Origin of the sequence: Pseudenterobacter timonensis (assembly GCF_900021175.1) — a bacterium.
Taxonomy (GTDB): domain Bacteria; phylum Pseudomonadota; class Gammaproteobacteria; order Enterobacterales; family Enterobacteriaceae; genus Enterobacter; species Enterobacter timonensis.
This window is the reverse complement of record NZ_FCOP01000011.1, coordinates 450089-473536: the sequence shown is the minus strand read 5'-3', so window position 1 is coordinate 473536 and position 23448 is coordinate 450089. Positions and strand designations below refer to the sequence as shown.

Annotated in this window: 16 protein-coding genes and 1 pseudogene; 6 read left to right on the top strand and 11 right to left on the bottom strand. The window is 56.6% G+C overall.

Features of this window, described 5'->3' with window-relative positions; all coding sequences use genetic code 11:
• The first annotated feature begins 714 nt into the window (after positions 1 to 714).
• On the top strand, positions 715 to 3324 hold the full coding sequence (locus BN3796_RS08560) for an autotransporter family protein (RefSeq protein ID WP_061707940.1): 2610 nt from the start codon (positions 715 to 717) through the stop codon (positions 3322 to 3324).
• 49 nt (positions 3325 to 3373) lie between these two features.
• Here BN3796_RS08560 and BN3796_RS08555 read toward each other — a convergent pair whose 3' ends face one another.
• The 11 genes from BN3796_RS08555 to citC form a co-directional block, all read right to left on the bottom strand.
• Positions 3374 to 3607, bottom strand: a complete 234-nt coding sequence (locus BN3796_RS08555) for a YgdI/YgdR family lipoprotein (protein WP_061707939.1) — start codon at positions 3605 to 3607, stop codon at positions 3374 to 3376.
• 181 nt (positions 3608 to 3788) lie between these two features.
• Positions 3789 to 7010, bottom strand: a complete 3222-nt coding sequence (gene carB, locus BN3796_RS08550) for a carbamoyl-phosphate synthase large subunit (RefSeq protein WP_061707938.1) — start codon at positions 7008 to 7010, stop codon at positions 3789 to 3791.
• 17 nt (positions 7011 to 7027) lie between these two features.
• Positions 7028 to 8176, bottom strand: coding sequence for a glutamine-hydrolyzing carbamoyl-phosphate synthase small subunit (carA, locus tag BN3796_RS08545; protein ID WP_061707937.1), 1149 nt, complete (start codon positions 8174 to 8176; stop codon positions 7028 to 7030).
• A gap of 452 nt (positions 8177 to 8628) precedes the next feature.
• Positions 8629 to 9450: a 4-hydroxy-tetrahydrodipicolinate reductase gene (dapB, locus tag BN3796_RS08540; protein ID WP_061707936.1), complete on the bottom strand. Its 822-nt coding sequence runs from the start codon at positions 9448 to 9450 to the stop codon at positions 8629 to 8631.
• Between the two features lie 169 nt (positions 9451 to 9619).
• Positions 9620 to 11278: a M14 family metallopeptidase gene (locus BN3796_RS08535; RefSeq protein ID WP_061707935.1), complete on the bottom strand. Its 1659-nt coding sequence runs from the start codon at positions 11276 to 11278 to the stop codon at positions 9620 to 9622.
• 146 nt (positions 11279 to 11424) lie between these two features.
• The gene (citG, locus tag BN3796_RS08530) at positions 11425 to 12321 is read right to left on the bottom strand and encodes a triphosphoribosyl-dephospho-CoA synthase CitG (protein WP_073885199.1); all 897 of its coding nucleotides are present in this window, start codon (positions 12319 to 12321) and stop codon (positions 11425 to 11427) included.
• Position 12322: 1 nt separating this feature from the next.
• Positions 12323 to 12859 (bottom strand): citrate lyase holo-[acyl-carrier protein] synthase, encoded by a 537-nt coding sequence (gene citX, locus BN3796_RS08525; RefSeq protein ID WP_061707933.1) that lies wholly within the window; start codon positions 12857 to 12859, stop codon positions 12323 to 12325.
• Positions 12859 to 14379 (bottom strand): citrate lyase subunit alpha, encoded by a 1521-nt coding sequence (gene citF / locus BN3796_RS08520; protein ID WP_061707932.1) that lies wholly within the window; start codon positions 14377 to 14379, stop codon positions 12859 to 12861. Before citF ends, citX begins: the two co-directional genes overlap by 1 nt.
• Positions 14380 to 14389: 10 nt before the next feature.
• Entirely contained in the window at positions 14390 to 15259 is an 870-nt protein-coding gene (gene citE, locus BN3796_RS08515; protein WP_061707931.1) for a citrate (pro-3S)-lyase subunit beta, read from the bottom strand.
• Positions 15256 to 15549 carry a citrate lyase acyl carrier protein gene (gene citD, locus BN3796_RS08510; RefSeq protein ID WP_061707930.1) on the bottom strand — a complete coding sequence of 98 codons (294 nt, stop codon included), beginning with the start codon at positions 15547 to 15549 and terminating at the stop codon, positions 15256 to 15258. The genes citE and citD overlap by 4 nt, the downstream gene beginning before the upstream one ends.
• Before the next feature lie 30 nt (positions 15550 to 15579).
• Positions 15580 to 16611 carry a [citrate (pro-3S)-lyase] ligase gene (gene citC, locus BN3796_RS08505; RefSeq protein WP_061707929.1) on the bottom strand — a complete coding sequence of 344 codons (1032 nt, stop codon included), beginning with the start codon at positions 16609 to 16611 and terminating at the stop codon, positions 15580 to 15582.
• Positions 16612 to 16865: 254 nt separating this feature from the next.
• On the opposite strand from citC, the gene citS reads away from it, so the two are divergent.
• The 5 genes and pseudogenes from citS to citA all read left to right on the top strand — a co-directional run bounded on the left by citS (position 16866) and on the right by citA (position 23442).
• Entirely contained in the window at positions 16866 to 18206 is a 1341-nt protein-coding gene (gene citS / locus BN3796_RS08500) for a citrate/sodium symporter CitS (RefSeq protein ID WP_061707928.1), read from the top strand.
• A gap of 157 nt (positions 18207 to 18363) precedes the next feature.
• Positions 18364 to 18597 (top strand): oxaloacetate decarboxylase subunit gamma, encoded by a 234-nt coding sequence (locus tag BN3796_RS08495; protein ID WP_061707927.1) that lies wholly within the window; start codon positions 18364 to 18366, stop codon positions 18595 to 18597.
• 17 nt (positions 18598 to 18614) lie between these two features.
• Positions 18615 to 20375: a sodium-extruding oxaloacetate decarboxylase subunit alpha gene (oadA, locus tag BN3796_RS08490; RefSeq protein ID WP_061707926.1), complete on the top strand. Its 1761-nt coding sequence runs from the start codon at positions 18615 to 18617 to the stop codon at positions 20373 to 20375.
• 11 nt (positions 20376 to 20386) lie between these two features.
• Positions 20387 to 21688: an oxaloacetate decarboxylase subunit beta gene (locus BN3796_RS08485; RefSeq protein ID WP_061707925.1), complete on the top strand. Its 1302-nt coding sequence runs from the start codon at positions 20387 to 20389 to the stop codon at positions 21686 to 21688.
• Positions 21689 to 21830: 142 nt separating this feature from the next.
• A pseudogene (gene citA / locus BN3796_RS08480) lies at positions 21831 to 23442 on the top strand (citrate sensor histidine kinase CitA).
• The last annotated feature ends 6 nt before the right edge of the window (positions 23443 to 23448 follow it).

Below are 23448 nucleotides of genomic sequence, written 5' to 3'. Positions count from 1 at the left end.
TAGCTGAGAGTGTAAACAGTTGCCCTACTCGCTTAAAGTTGCTTTTACGCGTTTTCCTGATGAATGTTGTGCTGACATGTCTACAAGCGACATCACGCTCACCCATAAATAATTCAGATACAACCCTCTATTCCCTCGCAAAAAACAGGGTTATTAATGATCAACAGATAAAAATACTATACATATTAAGAATTATTAAAATATGACTTTAATAAAATAAAGTATACACAACCGTAGAGAGGAAGAATAATTTTACGCTCCTCGCTGTTAATCAGACCCTTCATGGAGTAAGAACAACCAACTCTTATTCTCAAAGAGCAATATCTTTTCTTTCAAATGGATGTGTGTATGAGTACCAAACGCTTTGAATTAAACATAACCACGCAAACGTTGGGCAGACTTTTCCCCGCGCTATTAATATTCACACCAATAATTAGTTCTGCTGGAACTATTGATCAATCCACCTCTGTACCGCAGGAACTCTCCACTGATACAGAGTATGTTATTAATAAAGATGTCACTATTTCTTCGGCTGATGATACGCCTGCCGTCACGCTCAATGGTATTACTGTCTCAACGCTAACTAATAAAGGAAATATTTCCGGCAAGGGTAATGGTCTTGAGATCAATACCGGGGCACAACCTGTGGAAATCGTGAACGAAGCCGAGGCGGCCATATCGTCAACTTCTGGAAACGCTGTAAATATTAGCTCTATGCAAGGCGTTTTAAATAATCAGGGAAAAATCATTGGTCTTGAAAGTGGTGTTTTTGTTAGTCGGGATGCCTCTACGTTCCAAATTAATAACACCAACTCCGGTATTATTAAAGGTAAAAACGGTCTGATAACAGAAACAGGCGTTGCGATTAACAACGAAGGCACCATTTCCGGAATTAAAGGTGATGGCATCGCATTAACCAGTGGCAATACCAAACTTATTAACAGCGGAACCGTAGACGGTACGCAAAATGGTATCGTGGCGACAGGCGATGCGAAAGTCGATATTACCAACACCGGTATCGTGAATGGCGGTGAAAAAGCCATATTTTTTGCCAGCAACCGAAATAATACTCTCGCACTGAATACCGGCTCCATGTTAAACGGCGACGTGGTTTCAACCGGTTCAACAGGCAATACGGTAACGCTGGTTGGTACGGGTACCGAGGACAGCAATTTCGTCGGTCTGAACGACGGCGACGGCTTCGCCTCGCTGACGATGAACGGCGCCGAGTGGACGTTAACCGGCGATATTGATCTTATCGGCTCTGGCAATGCGCTGGCGGTAAATAGCGGCAAACTGACGCTGACCGGCGACGTCGCCAATAGCGGCTCAACGCTTATCGCTAAGGATGCCACTCTGCAACTTGGCGAGGGTATCACCAACGCCTCCCTGAGCGGCAATGTGACCAATAATGGCACCTTTATTTTTAACCAGGGCCAGGACTTTACCTTCACTAATGAGATAACCGGTAGCGGCAGCGTCGAGAAAAAAGATGCCAATACGCTGACCCTGACCGGCAATAATAGCTATACCGGAAATACGACCCTGCACAGCGGCACGACGCTGGTAGCGGAGGGCGCCACGCTTGGAGTAAAGGGCAGCAATGCCAGAATCACCATCCAGAATGGCGCGCAGTTTGCCAGCGCAGGGGAAGTGAACAACAACGTGGATATTCTTGGCGGCGGTACGCTGGCGGCATGGAATGCCGTTAGCGGTAATAGCACATCATCCGCCGCAGGGGTTGATACCATCAACGGTAATGTTACCAATGGCGGGACGTTACAGATTGCCGCCTACGATAAGAGCGTCGGCAATGATTTTACTATTAATGGCGACTATACCGGCTCCGAAGGCAGCCTGATTGTGATGAACAGCGTGCTGGGCGACGATAGCTCGCCGACCGATCATCTGACTATCACCGGCAGCAGCTTTGGTCAGTCGGATCTGAGCATCACCAACATTGGCGGACTGGGTGCAGAAACGGTTAACGGTATGGAAGTGGTTAGCGTCGGCGGCAGTTCCGAAGCGACCCTGAGCCTCTCCCGGCCGGTAGTGGCCGGTGCATGGGAATACAACCTTAACCAGCACAGCAACGGCAACTGGTATCTGGAATCTAAAGCGATCCCTTCCGACGATCCGGCGGATGATACCGATGGCGGTGATAATACCGACGATGGCGGCAATACCGACGACGGCGGCAACACCGATAACGGCGGCAATACCGATGATGGCGGCAACACCGATAACGGCGGCAACACCGACGATGGCGGCAATACCGATAACGGCGGCAACACCGACGATGGCGGCAACACCGACAACGGTGGCAATACCGATAATGGCGGCAATCCTGATAACGGCGGTAATGGCGGTAATGGCGGTAATAACGCCCCTGAAGTGATGGCCCCGGAAGTCGGCGCCTATCTGGGGAACTACCTCGCCGCGCAGGGTATGTTCCTGCATAAACGCGACGACCGCGATCAGATCACTTTCCGTAACCCGGAAGATCTGAACACCTGGATGTACGTCAAAGGCCGCTATCATGAAAATAATGCCGGCGGCGATCGGGTTAACTACGACACCACCACAACGGTGATTCAGGTAGGTAGCGATTTTCTGAGCAAGCCGATGGAGAAAGGCGTGCTGCATGCGGGCGGCATGTTTGGCGCAGGTCAGGCGAAAACCGACGCCAGCGCCCGCCACAACAAGCGCGACGCGCAGGGTAAAGTGGACGGCTTTAACGTTGGCCTGTATGCCACCTGGCAGGAAGATGAAAATCTGCGCCTCGGCAGCTACGTTGATACCTGGGCATCCTACAGCTGGTATAACAACAAGGTGACCAGCAACCGTAACGATGAGGATTATGACAGCGAAGGTTTCGCCGCTTCTTTAGAGGTGGGACATGCCTGGATCATCCCTTCTGAAAACGATCGCACCTGGAAGATCGAGCCGCAGGCGCAGGTGATCTACAGCTATCTCGATCAGGAGAATCACACCGACCGCGACGGGGTGCGTATTTCGACTCTGGATAACGACAGCGTGTTCGGCCGTCTCGGTGTGAAATCGAGCTACTTCCAGCAAAAAGATGTGAAGGCCTGGCAGCCTTACGTGGCGGTTAACTGGCTGAAAGGCGCAGGCCAAAACGATCTCGCCTTCAACGAAGAAACCGTCAGCAACGATACGCCGGAAGATCGTGGTCAGTTAGAGCTGGGCATCACCGGCAATCTGAACGACACAACAACCCTCTCCCTGCGCGCGAGCGGCGAATGGGGTGAAAACAGCTATGCCGCTTACGGCGGTCATATCCTGCTTAACCACCGTTGGTAACCCTTTTGCGCATCACGCAAAATGCAGTGGCCTGAGCCACTGCATTTTTTTAGTTATCCAGCTCACCCATAGATTTAACCTGATCGCGGTTAATCTGCTCCGTTTGACCGGTTTCCGCATTTTCATAGGAGACCAGGCCAGTATCGTCGTCCACCTGCGGTTTGCCGTCGGTAATAATGGTTTTACCGTCGGTGGTTTTCACCGCCTGATTAGACGAGCAGCCCGCCAGGGTAAACATTGCAGTCGTAGCCAGAATGGAAGCAATCAGTAGTTTATTTTGCATGGTGTTTTCCCCTGCTCTCAGTTGAATTTCGTTATTGACTTAATCATTTTAGGCTAAGCAACTGATGGAGAGTGGAAAAGCAGAAGGTTCTGAAGATGGGTAAAGGAAACCGCAGGGCGGGTAAGCGAAGCGCCACCCGCCATTTGCCCGGCTGCGCTAACGCTTGCCGGGCCTGTGCAGATTACTTGCTAATTTGCGCGTGCATCTCCTGCACTGAAATCACCTTCTCGGTAGCATCGGCATTCAGCGCCATCGCGGTGGCAAAGCCGCCGTTCAGGGTGGTGTCGTAATGCACCTTGTATTGCAGCGCGCTGCGGCGAATCAGCTTGGAGTCCTCTATCGCCTGGCGGCCCGCGGTGGTGTTGATGATGTAGGTGTATTCGCCATTCTTGATGCGGTCCTGAATATGCGGACGCCCTTCATGCACCTTGTTCACCAGGCGAGGGTTGATGCCCGCCTCGCCCAGCACAATCGCCGTGCCGTGGGTCGCGTCCAGCTCAAATCCCTGCTTGAGCAGCTTCGCTGCCAGATCCACCACACGCTCTTTATCCCCTTCGCGTACCGAAAGCAGCGCGCGACCAGAATTTTTCATGGTGCAGTTACTGCCCAGTTGCGCCTTGGCGAACGCTTCGGCGAAGGTGCGGCCCACGCCCATCACTTCCCCGGTGGAGCGCATTTCTGGCCCTAACAGCGGGTCAACGCCCGGGAACTTGTTGAACGGCAGCACGACCTCTTTCACCGAGTAGTACGGCGGGATCACCTCTCTGGTGATGCCCTGCTCATTCAGCGTTTTGCCAGCCATCACGCGCGCCGCCACTTTCGCCAGCGGTACGCCGGTGGCTTTGGAGACGAACGGCACGGTACGCGCCGCACGCGGGTTGACCTCAATCAGATAAACTTCGTTATCTTTCACCGCGAACTGGACGTTCATCAGGCCGCGCACCTGCAGCTCAAAGGCCAACTTCTGCACCTGCTGGCGCATCACATCCTGAATCTCCTGGCTCAGGGTGTAGGCGGGCAGAGAACAGGCGGAGTCGCCGGAGTGCACGCCCGCCTGCTCGATATGCTCCATGATGCCGCCAATCAGCACCGTTTCGCCGTCGCAGATGGCATCCACATCCACTTCCACCGCGTCATCGAGGAAGCGGTCGAGCAGCACCGGCGCATCGTTGGAGACGCTCACCGCCGTCTGGAAGTAGCGACGCAGGTCGGCTTCGTCGTAGACGATTTCCATCGCACGGCCGCCCAGCACGTAGGACGGGCGCACTACCAGCGGATAGCCAATCTCTTTCGCCTTCTCAACGGCCATTTCAATCGCGGTCACGGTGGCGTTCGCCGGCTGTTTCAGCTTGAGACGGTCAACCGCCTGCTGGAAACGTTCGCGGTCTTCGGCGCGGTCAATCGCATCCGGGCTGGTGCCGATAACCGGCACGCCTGCCGCTTCCAGCGCGCGGGCAAGCTTCAGCGGCGTCTGGCCGCCGTACTGCACGATAACCCCTTTTGGCTTCTCGATGCGCACGATCTCCAGGACATCTTCCAGCGTAACCGGCTCGAAGTAGAGGCGGTCGGAGGTGTCGTAGTCGGTGGAGACCGTTTCCGGGTTACAGTTGACCATAATGGTCTCGTAACCATCTTCACGCAGCGCCAGCGAGGCGTGTACGCAGCAGTAGTCAAACTCAATGCCCTGGCCGATACGGTTAGGACCGCCGCCGAGCACCATAATCTTGTCGCGATCGGAAGGATTCGCTTCGCACTCATCTTCATAGGTGGAGTACATATAGGCGGTGTCGGTGGCAAATTCCGCCGCGCAGGTATCCACACGCTTGTAAACCGGGTGCAGGTCATACTGGTCGCGCAGCTTGCGGATCTCCGCTTCGCGCACGCCGGCAAGCTTCGCCAGACGCGCGTCGGCAAAACCTTTACGTTTCAGCAGGCGCAGGAAGTCCGCGTCGAGGCCGTTAATGCCCAGCTCCGCCACTTTCTCTTCCAGACGCACCAGCTCTTCAATCTGCACCAGGAACCAGCGGTCGATATTGGTCAGATTGAAGACGCCGTCAACGGAGAGGCCCGCGCGGAAAGCGTCGGCGATATACCAGATTCGCTCGGCGCCCGCGTCTTTTAGCTCGCGGCGAATTTTGGTCAGCGCTTCCGGGTCGTCGAGGCTGACTTTCGGATCAAAGCCGGTGGCGCCCACTTCCAGGCCGCGCAGCGCTTTCTGCATCGACTCCTGCTGGGTGCGGCCAATCGCCATCACTTCCCCAACGGATTTCATCTGGGTGGTAAGACGGTCGTTGGCGCCAGCAAATTTCTCGAAGTTAAAGCGCGGAATTTTCGTGACCACGTAATCGATAGAGGGTTCAAACGATGCCGGAGTACGCCCGCCGGTAATGTCGTTCATGAGCTCGTCGAGGGTATAACCCACCGCCAGTTTTGCCGCCACTTTGGCAATCGGGAAGCCGGTCGCTTTCGAGGCCAGCGCCGAGGAGCGGGAGACGCGCGGGTTCATTTCGATAACAATCAGGCGACCGTTTTTTGGGTTCACCGCAAACTGCACGTTGGAACCGCCGGTTTCCACGCCGATTTCACGCAGCACCGCCATCGAGGCGTTACGCATGATCTGGTACTCTTTATCGGTCAGCGTCTGGGCAGGGGCCACGGTGATGGAGTCGCCGGTGTGGATCCCCATCGCGTCAAAGTTTTCGATAGAGCAGACGATGATGCAGTTGTCGTTCTTATCGCGCACCACCTCCATCTCATACTCTTTCCAGCCAATCAGGGATTCGTCAATCAGCAGCTCGTTGGTCGGCGACAGGTCCAGCCCACGCTCGCAGATCTCTTCAAACTCTTCGCGGTTGTAAGCGATGCCGCCGCCGGTGCCGCCCATGGTGAAGGAGGGGCGGATAATGCACGGGAAGCCGACATCAGCGGCCACCGCCAGCGCCTCCTCCATGGTATGCGCGATACCGGAACGCGCGGTGTCGAGGCCGATTTTCTTCATCGCCACGTCGAAACGGCGGCGATCTTCCGCTTTATCAATCGCGTCGGCGGTGGCGCCAATCATCGTCACGCCGAACTCTTCCAGCACTCCCTGGCGCTCCAGCTCCAGCGCACAGTTCAGCGCGGTCTGGCCGCCCATGGTCGGCAGTACCGCGTCCGGACGCTCTTTTTCGATGATTTTGCGTACCACTTCCCACTGAATCGGCTCGATGTAGGTCGCGTCGGCCATCTCCGGGTCGGTCATAATCGTTGCCGGGTTGGAGTTGACGAGGATTACGCGATAGCCCTCTTCACGCAGCGCCTTACACGCCTGCGCGCCGGAGTAGTCAAACTCACACGCCTGGCCGATAACAATCGGGCCCGCGCCCAGAATCAGGATACTTTTTATATCTGTACGTTTTGGCATTCTCTTAATACTCCTGATTACTTAGCGGTTTTACGGTACTGCTCGATAAGCTCGATGAAATGGTCGAACAGGGGTGCGGCATCGTGCGGACCCGGGCTCGCTTCAGGGTGCCCCTGGAAGCTGAAGGCCGGTTTATCGGTGCGATGAATGCCCTGCAGCGTGCCGTCAAACAGCGATTTATGCGTGACGCGCAGGTTCGCCGGAAGAGTCGCCTCATCCACCGCAAAGCCGTGGTTCTGGGCGGTGATCATCACGGTATTGTTATCGATATCTTTCACCGGATGGTTGCCGCCGTGATGGCCAAACTTCATCTTGACGGTTTTCGCTCCGCTTGCCAGCGCCAGCAGCTGATGGCCGAGGCAGATGCCGAATACCGGGATGTCGGTTTGCAGAAATTGTTGAATCGCCTTGATGGCGTAGTCACACGGTGCCGGGTCGCCGGGGCCGTTTGAGAGGAAGATGCCGTCCGGGTTCATCTTCAGCACTTCGTCCGCAGGCGTTTTCGCCGGAACCACCGTCAGGCGGCAACCGCGATCCACCAGCATACGCAGGATGTTACGCTTGGCGCCGTAGTCGTAAGCCACCACGTGAAACGGCAGGTCGTCCTCTTTTTTGGCTTCCGGCAGTTCGCCCGCCAGCGTCCAGCTTCCCTGTGTCCAGGTGTAGGTTTCTGAGGTCGTGACCTCTTTCGCCAGGTCCATACCGTTCAGGCCAGCAAAGGCTTTGGCTTTTTCCAGCGCCAGCTGTGGATCAAGGTTATCGCCCGCAATGATGCAGCCGTTCTGCGCACCCTTTTCACGCAGCAGACGCGTCAGCTTGCGGGTGTCGATATCGGCAATCGCCACGATGTTATGGCGCTTCAGGTAAGAGGAGAGATCTTCCGTGCTGCGGTAGTTGCTGGCAATCAGCGGCAGGTCGCGAATGACAAGACCTTGCGCGTGGACCTGGGAAGATTCTTCGTCAGCAGCATTGGTGCCGACATTGCCGATATGGGGATAAGTAAGAGTAACGATTTGGCGGGAATAGGAAGGATCAGTGAGGATTTCTTGATAACCGGTCATTGAAGTATTGAAAACGACTTCCCCAACCGCCGAACCTGATGCCCCTATGGCCCGACCGATAAACTGGGTTCCGTCTTCCAGAACCAATAGCGCTGACTTAATCAAAACACCCTCCAGAGAATATTCACTCACTTTATTTGCATATTAATTCACAAGCATGTGCCAGATCAATGCAAATTTTTGCCCGCGGATTTTTGGCAAACGGCGGCATTCTGGAGACTGGTCAGTCAAAAGTCAACTTAAAAGCGCTATTTTTCTTATTCTTTTACCATACCCAAGACTATTTTGATGCTTAACCATCAAAAAGATCGGAAAAACAGGGTCAGAAAACGCTTGCGCCACGAAGTAAAAAAGAAAAATAGCTTTACCGGCTAAAAAAGTTGACCATTTGGTCAAAATTTACATTTTTCCGACGCATTTTAGCCATAAAAGTTATTTTTTTATGGGTTATAGGAATAAAACCACACAAGACAGGAAAAATAAAAGGGCAATAAAATATTGCCCTGTGCAATCAATACATTATGACTGCAATAACCACATCACGAAGGTAACAACTTTTATAAATTGTTGAGATCCAGCACATCTCGCATATCAAAAAGGCCATTTTTCTTCGCTTTAAGCCACGCAGCGGATCTGACCGCGCCGTTAGCAAACGTCATGCGGCTTGAGGCTTTGTGGGTGATCTCTACACGCTCGCCAATATCGGCGAACATTGCGGTATGCTCGCCCACGATATCGCCTGCCCGCACGGTGGCGAAACCGATAGTCCCCGGTACGCGTTCGCCGGTGTGGCCTTCACGCGCATAGACCGCGCACGTTTTTAACTCCTTACCGAGCGCCTGAGCAATCGACTCGCCCATTGCCAGCGCGGTACCTGACGGCGCATCCACTTTATAGCGGTGATGCGCCTCAATGATTTCGATATCGGTGTAGTTGCCCATCACCTTTGCCGCCTTCTCCAGCAGCTTCAGCATGACGTTAACCCCTACGCTGAAGTTTGCCGCAAAGACGATAGCGATATCGTTTGAAGCCGCCTGAATCGCCTGCTTTCCGGCCTCGTCAAAACCGGTAGTCCCGATAACCATCGCTTTTTTATGCAGACGGCAAAAAGCCAGGTGGTTCAGGGTCCCTTCCGGGCGCGTAAAATCGATAAAGACATCGAAGTCATCTTTTACCGCTTCCAGGCTGCTTTGTACCGTCACGCCTGTAGCCCCAGCGCCGGCCAGTTCTCCCGCGTCGCTCCCCAGCAGCGACGAGCCTTCTCGCTCCAGCGCCGCGCCCAGCGTCACGCCGTCCATTTGCAGCGCGGCCTGAATCAGCTGTCGCCCCATACGTCCGCCCGCGCCCGCAATAGCGACGCGGATCTCTGCATCATGCATAGTTATTCTCTTACGTTAAAATGAGGTAAATCGTTTTCAGAGTAACCAGCCTTTGCCGGGGCTGCCATCTGAAAACGCCAATAATTAGAATTTAATGATAAACAGGCGGGAATATCAGTAAAAGCTATATGATCAACCTGCGGCATCGCCGCAGGTTCAGAGGAACGTATCAGAAAAGATCGGGCAGAGTGGAAATATTCTCCGTTACCCGCCAGAGTGGCAGGCTGGCAGCCTTCTCGCTGGCGGCAGGCAGCGTAATGACGCCGTTGGCCACAAAGCTGCTCTGCGTCTCCGGCTCAAGCGCCGCGACAATCAGGTTCGCCAGCGGCTGGCTAAGCGGCACGTACCAGTAGCCCGCCGTCCCGGTGAGCTCCGTTTTGACCAGTGTCGTCGTCACTTTCGTCATTTTGTTTCCGGTCGCCCCCACCTTGCCGGTGACGTCAAATTTTTCTCCCTGCTCAAGGGAAGCTACCATATAACGCTCCACCGGGATCGCGCGCGACTGTTTAAGACGATAGACCTCCACGCCCAGCTCGCGCAGCTTATCGACGGCGGCTTGCTGCTCCGGCGCCAGCAGGTAGCCCCACGGCCGGGAGCGGACGATTTCGGCCGCGATCTGCAACGAGGAGCGCCAGTCAGCCTCGAAGGTCATCGGGGCGCCCGTCCGGGCGTTAAGCAAAGTCACTTCGTGCTTGCCCCGGGTCGCCTTCCCTTTCACCATCAGCTCCCCTTTCCCGGCGGAGGCAGCCACCTCGCTGCGAACGTCTCGGGTCAGGGTCATTAGCGCCTGCGAATCTAATGCCGCTTGCTTCACCATCGCCTGCATGGCGACAAACTGCGTCCAGACGCGTCGTTCAAAATGCGCTTTGCCGATACCGACGCCACGCGTTTCAAGCAAAAAGGCGATGCTGTTGCGAAGCCCGGCCATGTTGCGGAGCGCATCCGGCCCGGTGCCGCCCATGGATAACGTTTTGTCCTCCAGATGGATCTGATCGGTGGTGTAGTAGACCGAGTCACGCAGGCCATGCGCTTTAAACGCCTGCGACAGCGCCGTGTTCCACGCGCCGGCCATCGCCTGGTAGAGCGGTCGGGAGAGATTGAGGGTGGTGGCATGTTGCACCAGCCCATCATAGCCCTGCACGGCGTCAAATTTCTTTACCCAGCGTCCGGCGACGCTAAACTCATGGGCATCCAGGGTGACATCTGGGAGGTAACTGTTCAGTACCTGCGCAATGGCACGACCTTCCGGCGAGGCCAGCAGCAGATGATCGCGGTTAAGGTTAACGCCGTTGGCTAAATCGCGGGTAAAGTGCTCCGCGCCGTCCGGGTTAGCGCGCGGGATAATCAGCACGTTCACCCGCGACAGCACATCGCCCTCTTTCCCGTCTGCAAGGCTTTTGGCAAACATTAGCGCCGCCTCTCCCCCCGCAGGTTCGTTACCATGCTGCTGGGCTACGATGAGTACCGTCGGTTTGCCGTTTTTCGCGAGCCATTGCGGGGAATCATACCCTTCGCGGGTAAAGATCAGCAGCGGGATGGCGCGCCCTTCCTGCGACTGCGCCACCACGCGCACCTTAAGCGTGGGCGACGAGGCGGCCATTTCACGAATAAAGTTTTCCATCTCCCGCTGGGAGGTGAAATCTTTCTTTCCCTTCGCGAAGGCGGGCGTGGTGAAACTGACTTCTTTCGGCACCGGAAAATGGGCGGCGACGCCAGGTGATTCTGTGTAGACCTCCGCGGCGTCAAATTTGGCGCTGGCAGGTGAGAGCGCGCTAACAAGCAGACCTGCAAGCAGCAAACGCGGATAACGAAAAGGTAAGTGGACCATGTTCACTCCATTAGCGTTTTACAGAAGCGGGAAGAATGCGCGCTTTCCCTGCCTTCACTTATGCTGGCTATTAATCAACCAGACCCGATATATATGATTACAAGCGAGACGGGAATCCCGGCGCCCGCCATGGCGTAGGGCTGCGCTCAACAGACAACCAGCGTCCCCTCCGGGAAAGCGCTCAGAAAATAGGTGACGGCCAGCAGATCGGCGCTCCCGCCCGGGCTTAAATGGCGGGCGATCAGGTCATCATCCAGCCGTTGCAGGGCGGTCATTCCTCCCGGGGCCAGTACGCCGCCTTCCCAGAGCAGCTTCTGCGCCTGGCTTTGCACGTAGTAAAGCCCCTCCAGCCCGCCGCGCGCCACCAGGTTGGTATCGTCGTTCCAGGCCAGCAGATGCAGAAGGGTTTGCAGCAGGGCAAGCTGCATGTCGTTACGGTCGGCCAGCACGCGCTTAAAGACCGGCAACGCAAGAGTGCGGACGGTCTTAAACCCGCTCTCCGCCTCCCCGCGCGCGCCCGTCAGGCCATAACGCAAAAACTGCAGCTCCCCTTTTGAAGGATTTTTTGCGGCGTTGTGCGCCAGCTCATTCGCCACCAGTTTGCGGCAGAAGCGGGCAACCTGATCGCACAGGCGGTTCTGCTCCACCGGCAGGCCGAGTGCCTTCAGACGTCCGACGGCAGCGCTGAGCAGGCCAAAAGCGAAAATTGCGCCACGATGGGTGTTCACGCTCCCCGTCGCCAGCAGCATCTCCGCTTCGCAGGCGATCCCAATCGGGCGCAGCATGACCATCACCGACTCCGCCTCCAGGCCTGCGGTGTTAAAGCCCATCAGGTAGAACTTCTCCATCCAGGGGGCGATAGTGGCGATGCTTTTTTCGAACGTCGCGAGATTCATATCCTGATGGGCGCCGCTATTGCGGATATCCACCAGCCCCGGTTTGGGGGTCAGATGGACTTCCGTCAGCAGTGCCCGGGAGACCCGCGCGATAAGATCGTCAACATCCAGGTCGTCGCCCGTTGTCTCTTCGCTATACAGCGTCATCTCACTTTTCATCTTCAATCCTTCGTGCGATTTCTTCCAGTAGCATGTCGATAGTGTGGCGTCGCGCGCGGGCGCAGATGTGCGCCGCTTCGGCGCAAACCAGGCAGCGTCGCGGCGGAAAGCCAAATTCCCTACGCGACAGGGAGCGGCCATCGCTGTCGATGATGTCGATATCCCAGAGTCTGCCCAGCGGATGGTTCTCCTCCAGATGCACCATTGCCCGTTTCAACGTTTTTGCAGGGGCGCAGATTGCCGCCATCCATTCAGGGCCGCTGACCGCATCCACGCTCTGTTCCCAGGCGCAGGCCCAGCTATGCACCGCACACAGGCGCAGTACCTCTTTACGGGCGTTAGCCGCCAGCCGCCGCCAGGTCCGGTTGTTTTTAACCGGCCCCGGGGTGACCAGGGTGAGGGAAACCAGCGGCAGGCGATAGCAGGTCAGCGCGTGACGCTGCCGTGATAGCCTTTTTTCGCGGGCGTTTAACAGCGCCTCCAGCGTCACGGCCTGGCCGTCAGAAAGCCGATCTGCGCCTTGCATTACGCTTTTACCTGACGAATGAGATCGATCACCGAACCGTCGCGGTAGCGCACCACCGCCACCACCCGATCGGTAAATTCGATCGGCTGCGGTTTGCCCGTCAGCATCTCTGCACGTTGCTGAAGCTGTTCGATGGTCATCAGCGGGATCCCCGCCTGGCGAAGGTTATCGATCAGATCCTGGCGCGCCGGGTTAACGGCGATACCGTGATCGGTAACCAGCACATCCACGCTTGCGCCAGGGGTCACTTTAGTCAGCACCTTTTCCACCACGCAGGGAATGCGACCGCGCACCAGCGGTACGGTGATGATGGTGAGATCCGCCCCGGCGGCGGTGTCGCTGTGTCCACCCGAAGCGCCGCGCAGCACGCCGTTCGAGCCGGTCATCACGTTGACGTTATAACCAACGTCAATCTCCAGCGCGCTCAGCATGACCACGTTCAGACGTTCGCAGCAGGCCGCTTTTGAGGAGGGGCTGGCGTACTGATTGGCAGAAATTTCAATATGGTGCGGGTTTTGCGCCAGCGAACGGGTGGCGTCGCCGTCAAAAGACTGGGTGTCCAGCAGCGCTTTGATCAGCCCTTTTTCATGCAGGTCGACCATCGTGCCGGTAATTCCCCCCAGCCCGAAGCCAGCCCGGATATCGTGGCGACGCATCTTCTCTTCCAGGAAACGCGTCACCGCCAGCGACGCGCCGCCGGTACCGGTTTGCAGCGAAAAACCCTCTTTGAAATAGCCGGAATGTTCGATCACATCCGCCGCCATCCGGGCGATGAGCAGCTCGCGCGGATTGCTGGAAAGGCGGATCGCGCCTGCGGTGATCTTCGCCGGATCGCCCACCTCATCGACCTGTACGATCAGATCGACCTGATCCTGGGCAATGCTGGCAGGATAATTGGGATAGCTCACCCACTCTTCGGTAAGCAACACCACGCATTTCGCATACTCCGCATCCACGCGAGCGTAGCCCAGCGAACCGCAGCGCGACTTGCCGCTAAAGCCGTTAGCGTTACCCGCTTCGTCACAGCAGGGAACGCCGAGAAAAGCGACGTCGATGTTAAGTTCACCGCTCTGGATCAGGTGGACGCGCCCGCCGTGGGAGTGGATCTGTACCGGATTCTCCATTAGCCCGGCGGAGATCTCCTCGCCCAGCTTGCCGCGCAGACCAGAGGTATAGATCTGGCGGATTACGCCGTTGCGTATATGTTCTATCAGCGGCCAGTGAGCGTCGATAAGCGAGCTGGAGGCGAGGGTTAAATCGCGAAATCCCATCTCCGCCAGCTTCCCCATAACCATGTTGATTACCTTGTCACCGCCGCGAAACGCGTGGTGAAAAGAGATGGTCATGCCGTTTTGCAGGCCGGAGCGGCGGATCGCCTCTTCCAGCGAGTCGCAGATCTTACGCTGACGTTTTTCAGTTTCGCTCGCCAGCCACGGGCTTTGCGCCGTTACGCCAGCAAAGGGGCGGAGATCCTGCGGCACGGTGTACTGCTGTTTTAACATTTCCACGGTCTTATTCATTTTCCCCCCCTTAGTCACGAATACCGGAGGCGGACAGCGCCACCACCTTGCGGGCATGATCGATAATCGGCCCGTCGATCATCTTGCCGTTAAGCGAGACTACGCCTAGCCCGTTGGCTTCCGCCTCTTCTGCCGCCGCGATCACCTCATGCGCGTAGTTAACCTCCTTGCGACTCGGCGCATAGGCGCGGTGCAGCAGCTCGATCTGCCGGGGGTTAACCAGCGATTTGCCGTTAAACCCTAGCCCTTTCGCCAGACTGACCTCTTTCAGGAAGCCCTCTTCATCATTGATATCGGACCAGACCACGTCATAGGCGGCGATCCCCGCCACGCGGGCGGCGTGCAGTACGGCGCAGCGGGCGTAAAAGAGTTCGGTTCCGTCACCGCGGCAGGTGCCCATATCCATCACGTAATCAAACGCCGCCAGCGCAATCGCCACCATGCGCGGGCTGGCGGTCGCGATTTCGAGGGCATTCACTACGCCCAGCGCCGACTCAATGGCCGCCATGATTTTGGTGCTGCCGGGCTCGCGCCCGCATTCCTGTTCGATACGTGCAATGTGATTCTCCAGCTCGTGCACATCCTCTTTGCGATCCGTTTTCGGTAAACGGACGATATCCACGCCGGCGCGCACCACCGCCTCAAGATCGGCCAGGCCGAAAGGGGTATTAAGCGGGTTAATACGCACCACGGTTTCGATATCCTGGTAGAGCGGATGCTGAAGCGCGTGGTGTACCAGCAGACGGGCGGTATCTTTTTCACGCAGCGAAACGGCATCCTCAAGGTCGAACATCACGGCATCGGCGCCGTAGACAAAGGAGGTGCTAAGCATGGCGGCATTGCTGCCCGGGATAAACAACATACTGCGACGTGTTTTCATCGTGGGCTCCATGGAAAATGAACCTGTCCGGCGGCACGGAGCGCCGCGGCCTGAACACGGGCGCGAAGTATGCAGTCCAGCGCGCCTTTGTCATCAATGGCGACTCTCGCCCGGGTTACGCCAAGGCTTGCCAGCGTCTCGCGTACCACCAGCTCGATAGCCGCGCCGAACTGCTGCTTCACCAGGCTCTCCAGTTCAAGCTGGATCCCCGGTTCGTCCGATGGACCAATCCTGACCATGGCATCGCTGGATTCCAGCGTGCCGGCCAGGGCCTCTTTTTTCATTTCCATAAGCTCTGTTCCTTCATCAAGAGAGATAATTCACGCCGTCTCGCCAACCTGCGCCGCGAGACGCATCAGGAAGGCAAGCGTGGAGGATGGCACCAGCGCGGCAATGGCCGGCCAGTCCCGCTGTGAGTAAAGTTTGCGCACCCGCGATGCCGAGATCGCCGCGCCGCCCTGTCCGATCCGTTCCAGCTCAACCACCTCTATCACCGGGCCGGGAAGCGTGGGCGAGATCAGCGCCGCTTTCATGCGCTGGTTATAGGCGCGGGTCAGCGGGCAGAGCGGCTCGCTGCCGACAAAGCGGTGGGTGATGCCGAGCGAGGGGGCCAGGTACTGGCGAAACAGCGTCAGATCGATCTGGCTGTGGCAGTCGTCCACCACCCCTTTATCCTTGAGGAAATAGCCCGGAAAGGTGGCGCGGGAGATGAGGTAGCGGGAGCCAGGATGGAGGGTGACGCGGGGAATGTCCGTAATGCCTTGCTGAATAAGCGCCCAGCGATCCTGATAGCGGAAAAAAGAGGCATCCTCTTTCACCACGAACAGATGCAGCCAGTCGCACTGCTCAACCGCCTGCTTAATCAGCCACTGGTGTCCGAGCGTGAAGGGGTTCGCGTTCATCACAATCGCGCCAATCTTTTCGCCGGGCTGGCGATAGAGCGTCAGCTGACGGCAATAGCGTCCCAGCCTTTCCCGGCTGTTTTCCATCAGCACCGCGCGTTCGCCCGCTTCCGCAATCGGCCAAAAACCGGCCCCGGAAAAGAGCGCGATATTTTCCGGTTTGGTGAAAAGAAAGAGTTCGCTGCGCCCTTTTTCAAACGCCAGCGTCACCAGTTCGGTCAGCAGCCGCAGACTGAGCCCCTGTCCATGCAGCCCTGGCGCTACGGCGATACATTTCAGCACTTCGCCCGCTATCGCGCCGCAGCCGACAATAGCGCCCTGCGCCTCGGCAACGATAACCGTCTCGCAATCTGGCTCCAGCGCCAGCCCGGCATGTTGAAGAAAACGCGCCACGGCGCTGCGCCGGGCTACGTCAGCGGACGGGTCTATCCGTCTGAAGAGAATATTCATTATTCCGCTATCCTTAAATAACTTATTTTATTCTCGCCACCCTTCCCCTTTTCATTCTTTAATATTCGTCACATTTCCCCGGCTAATTTAACTACGTTTATGTGGTTTATTTATTTAATTAAATCAAAGAAATAAAACCAATTAAGTTAATAAAAAACCCGGTCATTCGGTGAGGATTATCACATCATTTCGCCAGTTAAGTTCATTATTATTCGCCTCGCCTCACTACATTAATTACGCACAGGATGGTGTTTATGACCAACATAAGCCAGGCTCCGGTACAGGAGAAGAAAGGCGTAGCGTCCCTACTGGATTTTAAAATATTTGGTATGCCGCTTCCGCTTTACGCGCTGGCGTTAATTACGCTTTTACTTTCACATTTTAATAACGCATTACCCGTCGATATGGTTGGCGGTCTCGCATTAATGTTTATTATTGGCGCGATATTTGGCGAAATCGGCAAACGTCTGCCTTTATTTAATAAATATATCGGTGGTGCGCCAGTTATGATCTTTCTGGTTGCCGCTTATTTTGTTTATGCGGGCATTTTTACCCAGAAGGAAATTGACGCCATTACTAACGTTATGGATAAAAGTAATTTCCTGAACCTTTTTATTTCAGTATTGATTACCGGCGCGATCCTTTCGGTTAACCGCAAGCTGCTGTTGAAGTCCCTGTTAGGCTATATTCCCACCATTCTAATCGGGATTATTGGCGCCGCCATCTTCGGCATCGCCATCGGTCTCTGCTTCGGCATTCCGGTCGATCGCATCCTGATGCTCTATGTCCTGCCGATTATGGGCGGCGGCAACGGCGCGGGCGCGGTACCGCTCTCCGAAATTTATCACTCTGTGACCGGGCGTCCGCGGGAAGAGTACTACTCCACCGCCATCGCCATTCTGACCATCGCCAACATCTTCGCCATTATTTTCGCGGCGGTGCTGGATGTTATTGGCAAAAAGTACCCGGCGCTGACCGGCAACGGCGAGCTGGTGCGCAAAGCCTCTTTCCGTGCGGAAGATGATGAGCAGGCAGGGCCTGTCACGCACCGCGAAACGGCGGTCGGCCTGGTGCTGGCGACCACCTGTTTCCTGCTGGCCTACGTCATGGCAAAAGCCATTCTGCCAACTATCGGCGGCGTCGCCATCCACACTTTCGCCTGGATGGTGCTGATTGTCGCGGCACTGAACGCTTCCGGGATCTGCTCGCCGGAGATCAAAGCGGGGGCTAAACGCCTTTCCGATTTCTTCTCCAAACAGTTGCTGTGGGTACTGATGGTGGGTGTTGGCGTCTGCTACACCGACCTGCAGGAGATCATCGACGCCCTGACCTTCGCCAACATTGTCATCGCGGCGGTAATTGTTATCGGCGCCATTATCGGCGCGGCTATCGGCGGCTGGCTGATTGGCTTCTTTCCTGTGGAGTCGGCTATTACCGCCGGGCTCTGCATGGCTAACCGCGGCGGCTCAGGCGACCTGGAAGTGCTCTCTGCCTGTAACCGTATGAACCTGATCTCCTATGCGCAAATCTCCTCCCGTCTGGGCGGCGGCATTGTGCTCATTATCGCCAGCGTTGTCTTTGGCATGATGGTTTAACGAAAACGCACGGGGGCGGCGAAGGGCGTCACGCTTAGCGCTTTACAGGGGCACCGGGCCAGGAGCGGCCAATGTGAAATCCACCCTGTTCCTTAGCCGGGGCGTCAGCGTAAACGGCCGGACCCGCCACCGTGCACCTGAATATTGAGATATTGATATGACCGAAGCAGTGCTTCTTAGCGAAGGCCTCACGCTGATGTTTCTCGGCATGGGCTTTGTACTGGTCTTTTTGCTGGTACTGATTTTTGCCATTCAGGGGATGTCCGCCGCCATAAACCGCCTTTTCCCACAACCTGTCACGCAACCGAGCCCACCCGCGGAGTCGGACTTTATTCGTCTGAAGCCGGTGATTGCCGCCGCTATCTGCCATCACCGCAAACTTAACCCCTGATTCAAGGAGAGCAAAGTATGACCGTAGCCATTACTGACGTCGTCCTGCGAGACGCCCATCAATCATTATTCGCCACGCGCCTGCGCCTGGCGGATATGTTGCCCATCGCGGAGCAGCTCGACGGTGCCGGATACTGGTCTCTCGAATGCTGGGGCGGCGCTACGTTTGACGCCTGTATCCGTTTTCTGGGGGAAGATCCGTGGGTGCGCCTGCGCGAGCTGAAAAAGGCGATGCCGAAAACCCCGTTGCAGATGTTACTGCGCGGTCAGAACCTGCTGGGGTATCGCCACTACGCCGACGATGTGGTGGAGCGTTTCGTCGAACGCGCCGTGAAAAATGGTATGGATGTCTTCCGCGTCTTTGACGCCATGAACGATCCGCGCAATATGGCCTGCGCGCTGCGGGCGGTACGCAGCCATGGCGCCCATGCCCAGGGCACGCTGAGCTATACCACCAGCCCGGCCCACACGCTGCAAACCTGGCTGGATCTGACGGAACAACTTCTTGAGACGGGCGTCGATTCCATCGCGATTAAAGATATGTCCGGCATTCTCACCCCCATGGCGGCGTTTGAGCTGGTCAGCGAAATTAAAAAGCGCTATGACGTGCGACTGCATCTGCACTGCCACGCCACCACCGGCATGGCTGAAATGACCCTGCTGAAGGCCATTGAAGCGGGCGTCGACGGCGTTGACACCGCTATCTCCTCCATGAGCGCCACTTACGGCCATCCGGCGACCGAAGCGCTGGTCGCAAGCCTTGCCGGCACCCCGCATGACACCGGGCTGGACATTGCGCATCTGGAGAAAATCGCCGCGTGGTTTCGCGCGGTGCGTAAAAAATATCACGCCTTTGAAGGCCAGCTTCGGGGGAGTGACAGCCGCATTCTGGTGGCGCAGGTGCCCGGCGGCATGCTGACCAACCTGGAGAGCCAGCTCAAGCAGCAAAACGCCGTCGACCGGCTGGATGAGGTACTGCAAGAGATCCCCCGGGTGCGCGAAGATCTTGGTTTTATTCCGCTGGTTACCCCTACCTCGCAGATTGTCGGCACCCAGGCGGTACTGAACGTACTTACCGGCGAGCGCTATAAGAGCATCGCAAAAGAGACCGCCGGGATCCTGAAAGGCGAATATGGCCACACCCCTGCCCCGGTCAATCCGGCGCTGCGCGCGCGTGTGCTGGAGGGCGGCGAGCCCGTCACCTGCCGTCCCGCTGATCTGCTCCAGCCTGAGCTGGCACAGCTGGAGATCGACGTTAAACAGCAGGCGCAGGAAAAAGGGATCGCGCTTGCTGCCAACGCCATCGACGATGTGTTAACCGTCGCGCTGTTCCCGCAGATTGGGCTGAAATTCCTCGAAAATCGCAATAATCCGGCAGCCTTTGAACCGACCCCTGACACGACGGTAACCGCCGCCGAACCGGCAAAAGCACCCCGCGCTACCTCCGGCGTCTATACCGTCGAACTGGAAGGTAAAGCCTTTGTCGTGAAGGTGAGCGAAGGAGGAGAGATCGCCCAGACCAGTGCGCCTGCGGCACCGGCAAGCGCGCCAGTCGCCACGACAGGCGGCGCACCGGTCACCGCCCCGCTCGCAGGCAACATCTGGAAAGTGGTGGCGTCGGAAGGCCAGACCGTGGCGGAGGGAGAGGTGCTGCTGATTCTGGAGGCGATGAAAATGGAGACGGAAATCCGCGCCGCGCAGGCCGGTACGGTACGCAACATCGCGGTTAAAGCCGGTGACGCCGTTGCGGTTGGCGATACCCTGTTGCAGCTGGCGTAACGGAGAGAACGATGGAGAGTATGAACGCCCTTTTCGAAGGTATGGGGCTAATGCACCTGCAGGCGGGCCAGGCGGTGATGCTGATAGTCAGCCTGTTACTGCTGTGGCTGGCGATTGCGAAGAAATTCGAACCGCTGTTGCTGCTGCCAATCGGTTTTGGCGGCCTGTTATCCAATATTCCGGAGGCGGGCCTGGCGCTGACGGCACTGGAAAATCTGCTGGCGCATCACGACCCGGCGCAACTGGCGGTTATTGCGGCCAGGCTCCACTGCACGCCCGACGTCCATGCCATAAAAGAGGCGCTGGCGCTGGCGTTGCCTTCTGTGCAGTCGCAGATGGAAACCCTGGCGGTGGATATGGGTTATACGCCGGGAGTGCTGGCGCTTTTTTACAAGGTCGCGATTGGTTCTGGGGTTGCGCCGCTGGTCATCTTTATGGGGGTGGGCGCCATGACGGACTTCGGTCCGCTGCTGGCGAACCCGCGCACGCTGCTGCTCGGCGCAGCGGCCCAGTTCGGCATCTTCGCCACGGTGCTCGGCGCGCTGACGCTGAACTACTTCGGCTTTATCCATTTTACCTTACCGCAGGCGGCGGCGATCGGCATTATCGGCGGCGCGGATGGCCCGACGGCGATCTACCTCTCCAGCAAGCTTGCGCCGGAGCTGCTCGGCGCGATTGCGGTGGCAGCATACTCCTATATGGCGCTGGTTCCGCTGATCCAGCCGCCGATCATGAAGCTGCTGACCACCGAGAAAGAGCGCAAAATCCGTATGGTTCAGCTGCGCGCCATCAGCAAGCGGGAGAAGATGCTGTTTCCGGTGGTGTTGCTGCTGCTGGTCGCGCTGCTGCTGCCCGATGCCGCGCCGCTGCTGGGGATGTTCTGCTTTGGCAACCTGATGCGGGAAAGCGGCGTCGTGGAGCGGCTGAGCGATACCGTGCAGAACGCCCTTATCAATATCGTGACCATTTTTCTGGGGTTATCGGTGGGGGCCAAGCTGGTGGCGGATAAGTTTCTGCAGCCGCAAACGCTGGGGATCCTGCTGCTGGGGGTGGTTGCGTTCGGGATTGGCACTGCGGCTGGCGTGCTGATGGCGAAGCTGTTAAACCGCTTTGGCAAAACACCTATCAACCCGCTTATCGGCTCCGCGGGGGTCTCTGCTGTGCCGATGGCCGCTCGCGTTTCCAATAAAGTTGGCCTCGAAGCGGACGGGCAAAACTTCCTGCTGATGCATGCCATGGGGCCTAACGTCGCGGGGGTGATCGGCTCCGCTATCGCCGCCGGGGTGATGCTGAAGTACGTTCTTTCCATGTAGCCCAAACGGGATGCAGCCTGCGGGCTGTATCCCGTGATTACGAATCCGCTCAGGATGTAATTAATGCCGTAATCCTGCGTTACATCTGCTTATCGATGCGGCAAAGAGGAGACAATATCGTGATTAATCTGGCACGGATCTTATGTTTACCCGAAAAATGACGCAATGGTTCGCACGACGCTCGTTTCAGAATCGCATCTTCCTGCTCATCCTCTTTACGTCGACGATTGTGATGCTGGCGCTATCGTGGTACCTCACCAGCATAACCGAGAAGCGCCTGCATTATCAGGTGGGACAACGGGCGCTGATCCAGGCGATGCAAATCTCCGCCATGCCCGAACTGGTGAAGGCGGTACGCAATCACGATTTACCGCGTATTAAGGCGCTTATCGATCCTATGCGCTCCTTTTCCGACGCCACCTACATTACCGTTGGCGATGCAAACGGACGCCGCCTCTACCATGTGAACCCAGGCGAAATCGGCAAGCTGATGGAGGGGGGCGATAGCTACGACGCGCTCTATAAAGGCAAAAGCTATGTCTCTGTGCGTAAGGGATCGCTCGGATCGTCGCTGCGGGGTAAATCCCCGGTTCAGGATGCGTCAGGTAAAGTGCTGGGAATTGTTTCGGTTGGCTATACCCTGGAACAGCTGGAAAACTGGCTCAGCCTGCAGCTTAGCTCCCTGCTGATCCCGATGGGGATCCTGCTCTGTGTTCTGATGCTTTGCGCCCGCCTCTTTTCAATCCATATCAAAAAACAGATGTTTAATATGGAGCCTCAGCAGCTGGCGCAGTTGCTGATTCAACAGAGCGTGCTGTTCGAGTCGGTCTTTGAAGGCCTTATTGCCATTGACTCCGATCACCGCATCACCGCCATCAACCAGACCGCAAGACGGATGTTGAACCTCAGCCAGCCGGAGCCGATGCTGATTGGCAACGCCATTAATCAGGTCGTTACCCCGGAAGACTTTTTTTTACTCCTCGCCGCAGGAAAATAAAAAAGATGAGATCGTTACCTTCAACCAGATTAAGGTGATCGCCAGCCGGATGGCGGTGATTATCGATCAGGAGCCGCGAGGATGGGTGATCAGTTTTCGCAGCAAAGATGATATCAACACGCTGAGCCTGCAGCTAAGCCAGATCCAGCAGTATGCCGACAACCTCCGCGCCGTACAGCATGAGTATCGCAACCGCATTTCCACCATTGCCGGGCTGCTCTATCTGAAACGCTATGACAACGCCCTCGCTCTTATTCAGCAACAGTCTGAGAGTCATCAGAAGGTGCTGGATTTTATAGTCGAAAACGTCAAAAACCACCATCTTGCCGGTTTGCTGATTGGTAAATACTACCGCGCGAAAGAGCTGGGGCTGGAGCTGGTGTTCGATCCCGCCTGCTACGTTGATCGCCTTCCCTCCTCGCTGACCCAGAACGAATGGATATCTATCGTCGGCAACCTGCTCGACAACGCCTATAACGCCTCGCTGCGCCAGCCTTCGGGCTCGCGCCAGATTGATTGTCTTATCAATAGCGAAGGCAAAGAGGTGATTGTAGAGGTAGCCGATCACGGCTGCGGCATCGATGCAAACATTCGTGAGCGTATTTTTGAGCGGGGTATTACCAGCAGCGAGAACGGCGATCATGGTATTGGTTTATGGCTGGTCAAAAGCTATGTCAACCAGGCCGGGGGAGTGATTGTTGTTGATAACAATATCCCCGAAGGCACGATTTTTACTTTATACATCCCTCATGACTGAGATGAA

Bases quoted from the DNA above. Each gene is read 5' to 3' on its own strand.
- BN3796_RS08560 (WP_061707940.1), top strand. From the start codon at position 715: ATGCAAGGCGTTTTAAATAATCAGGGAAAAATCATTGGTCTTGAAAGT.
- BN3796_RS08555 (WP_061707939.1), bottom strand. From the start codon at position 3,607: ATGCAAAATAAACTACTGATTGCTTCCATTCTGGCTACGACTGCAATG.
- carB (WP_061707938.1), bottom strand. From the start codon at position 7,010: ATGCCAAAACGTACAGATATAAAAAGTATCCTGATTCTGGGCGCGGGC.
- dapB (WP_061707936.1), bottom strand. From the start codon at position 9,450: ATGCATGATGCAGAGATCCGCGTCGCTATTGCGGGCGCGGGCGGACGT.
- BN3796_RS08535 (WP_061707935.1), bottom strand. From the start codon at position 11,278: ATGGTCCACTTACCTTTTCGTTATCCGCGTTTGCTGCTTGCAGGTCTG.
- citG (WP_073885199.1), bottom strand. From the start codon at position 12,321: ATGACGCTGTATAGCGAAGAGACAACGGGCGACGACCTGGATGTTGAC.
- citX (WP_061707933.1), bottom strand. From the start codon at position 12,859: ATGCAAGGCGCAGATCGGCTTTCTGACGGCCAGGCCGTGACGCTGGAG.
- citF (WP_061707932.1), bottom strand. From the start codon at position 14,379: ATGAATAAGACCGTGGAAATGTTAAAACAGCAGTACACCGTGCCGCAG.
- citE (WP_061707931.1), bottom strand. From the start codon at position 15,259: ATGAAAACACGTCGCAGTATGTTGTTTATCCCGGGCAGCAATGCCGCC.
- citD (WP_061707930.1), bottom strand. From the start codon at position 15,549: ATGGAAATGAAAAAAGAGGCCCTGGCCGGCACGCTGGAATCCAGCGAT.
- citC (WP_061707929.1), bottom strand. From the start codon at position 16,611: ATGAATATTCTCTTCAGACGGATAGACCCGTCCGCTGACGTAGCCCGG.
- citS (WP_061707928.1), top strand. From the start codon at position 16,866: ATGACCAACATAAGCCAGGCTCCGGTACAGGAGAAGAAAGGCGTAGCG.
- BN3796_RS08495 (WP_061707927.1), top strand. From the start codon at position 18,364: ATGACCGAAGCAGTGCTTCTTAGCGAAGGCCTCACGCTGATGTTTCTC.
- oadA (WP_061707926.1), top strand. From the start codon at position 18,615: ATGACCGTAGCCATTACTGACGTCGTCCTGCGAGACGCCCATCAATCA.
- BN3796_RS08485 (WP_061707925.1), top strand. From the start codon at position 20,387: ATGGAGAGTATGAACGCCCTTTTCGAAGGTATGGGGCTAATGCACCTG.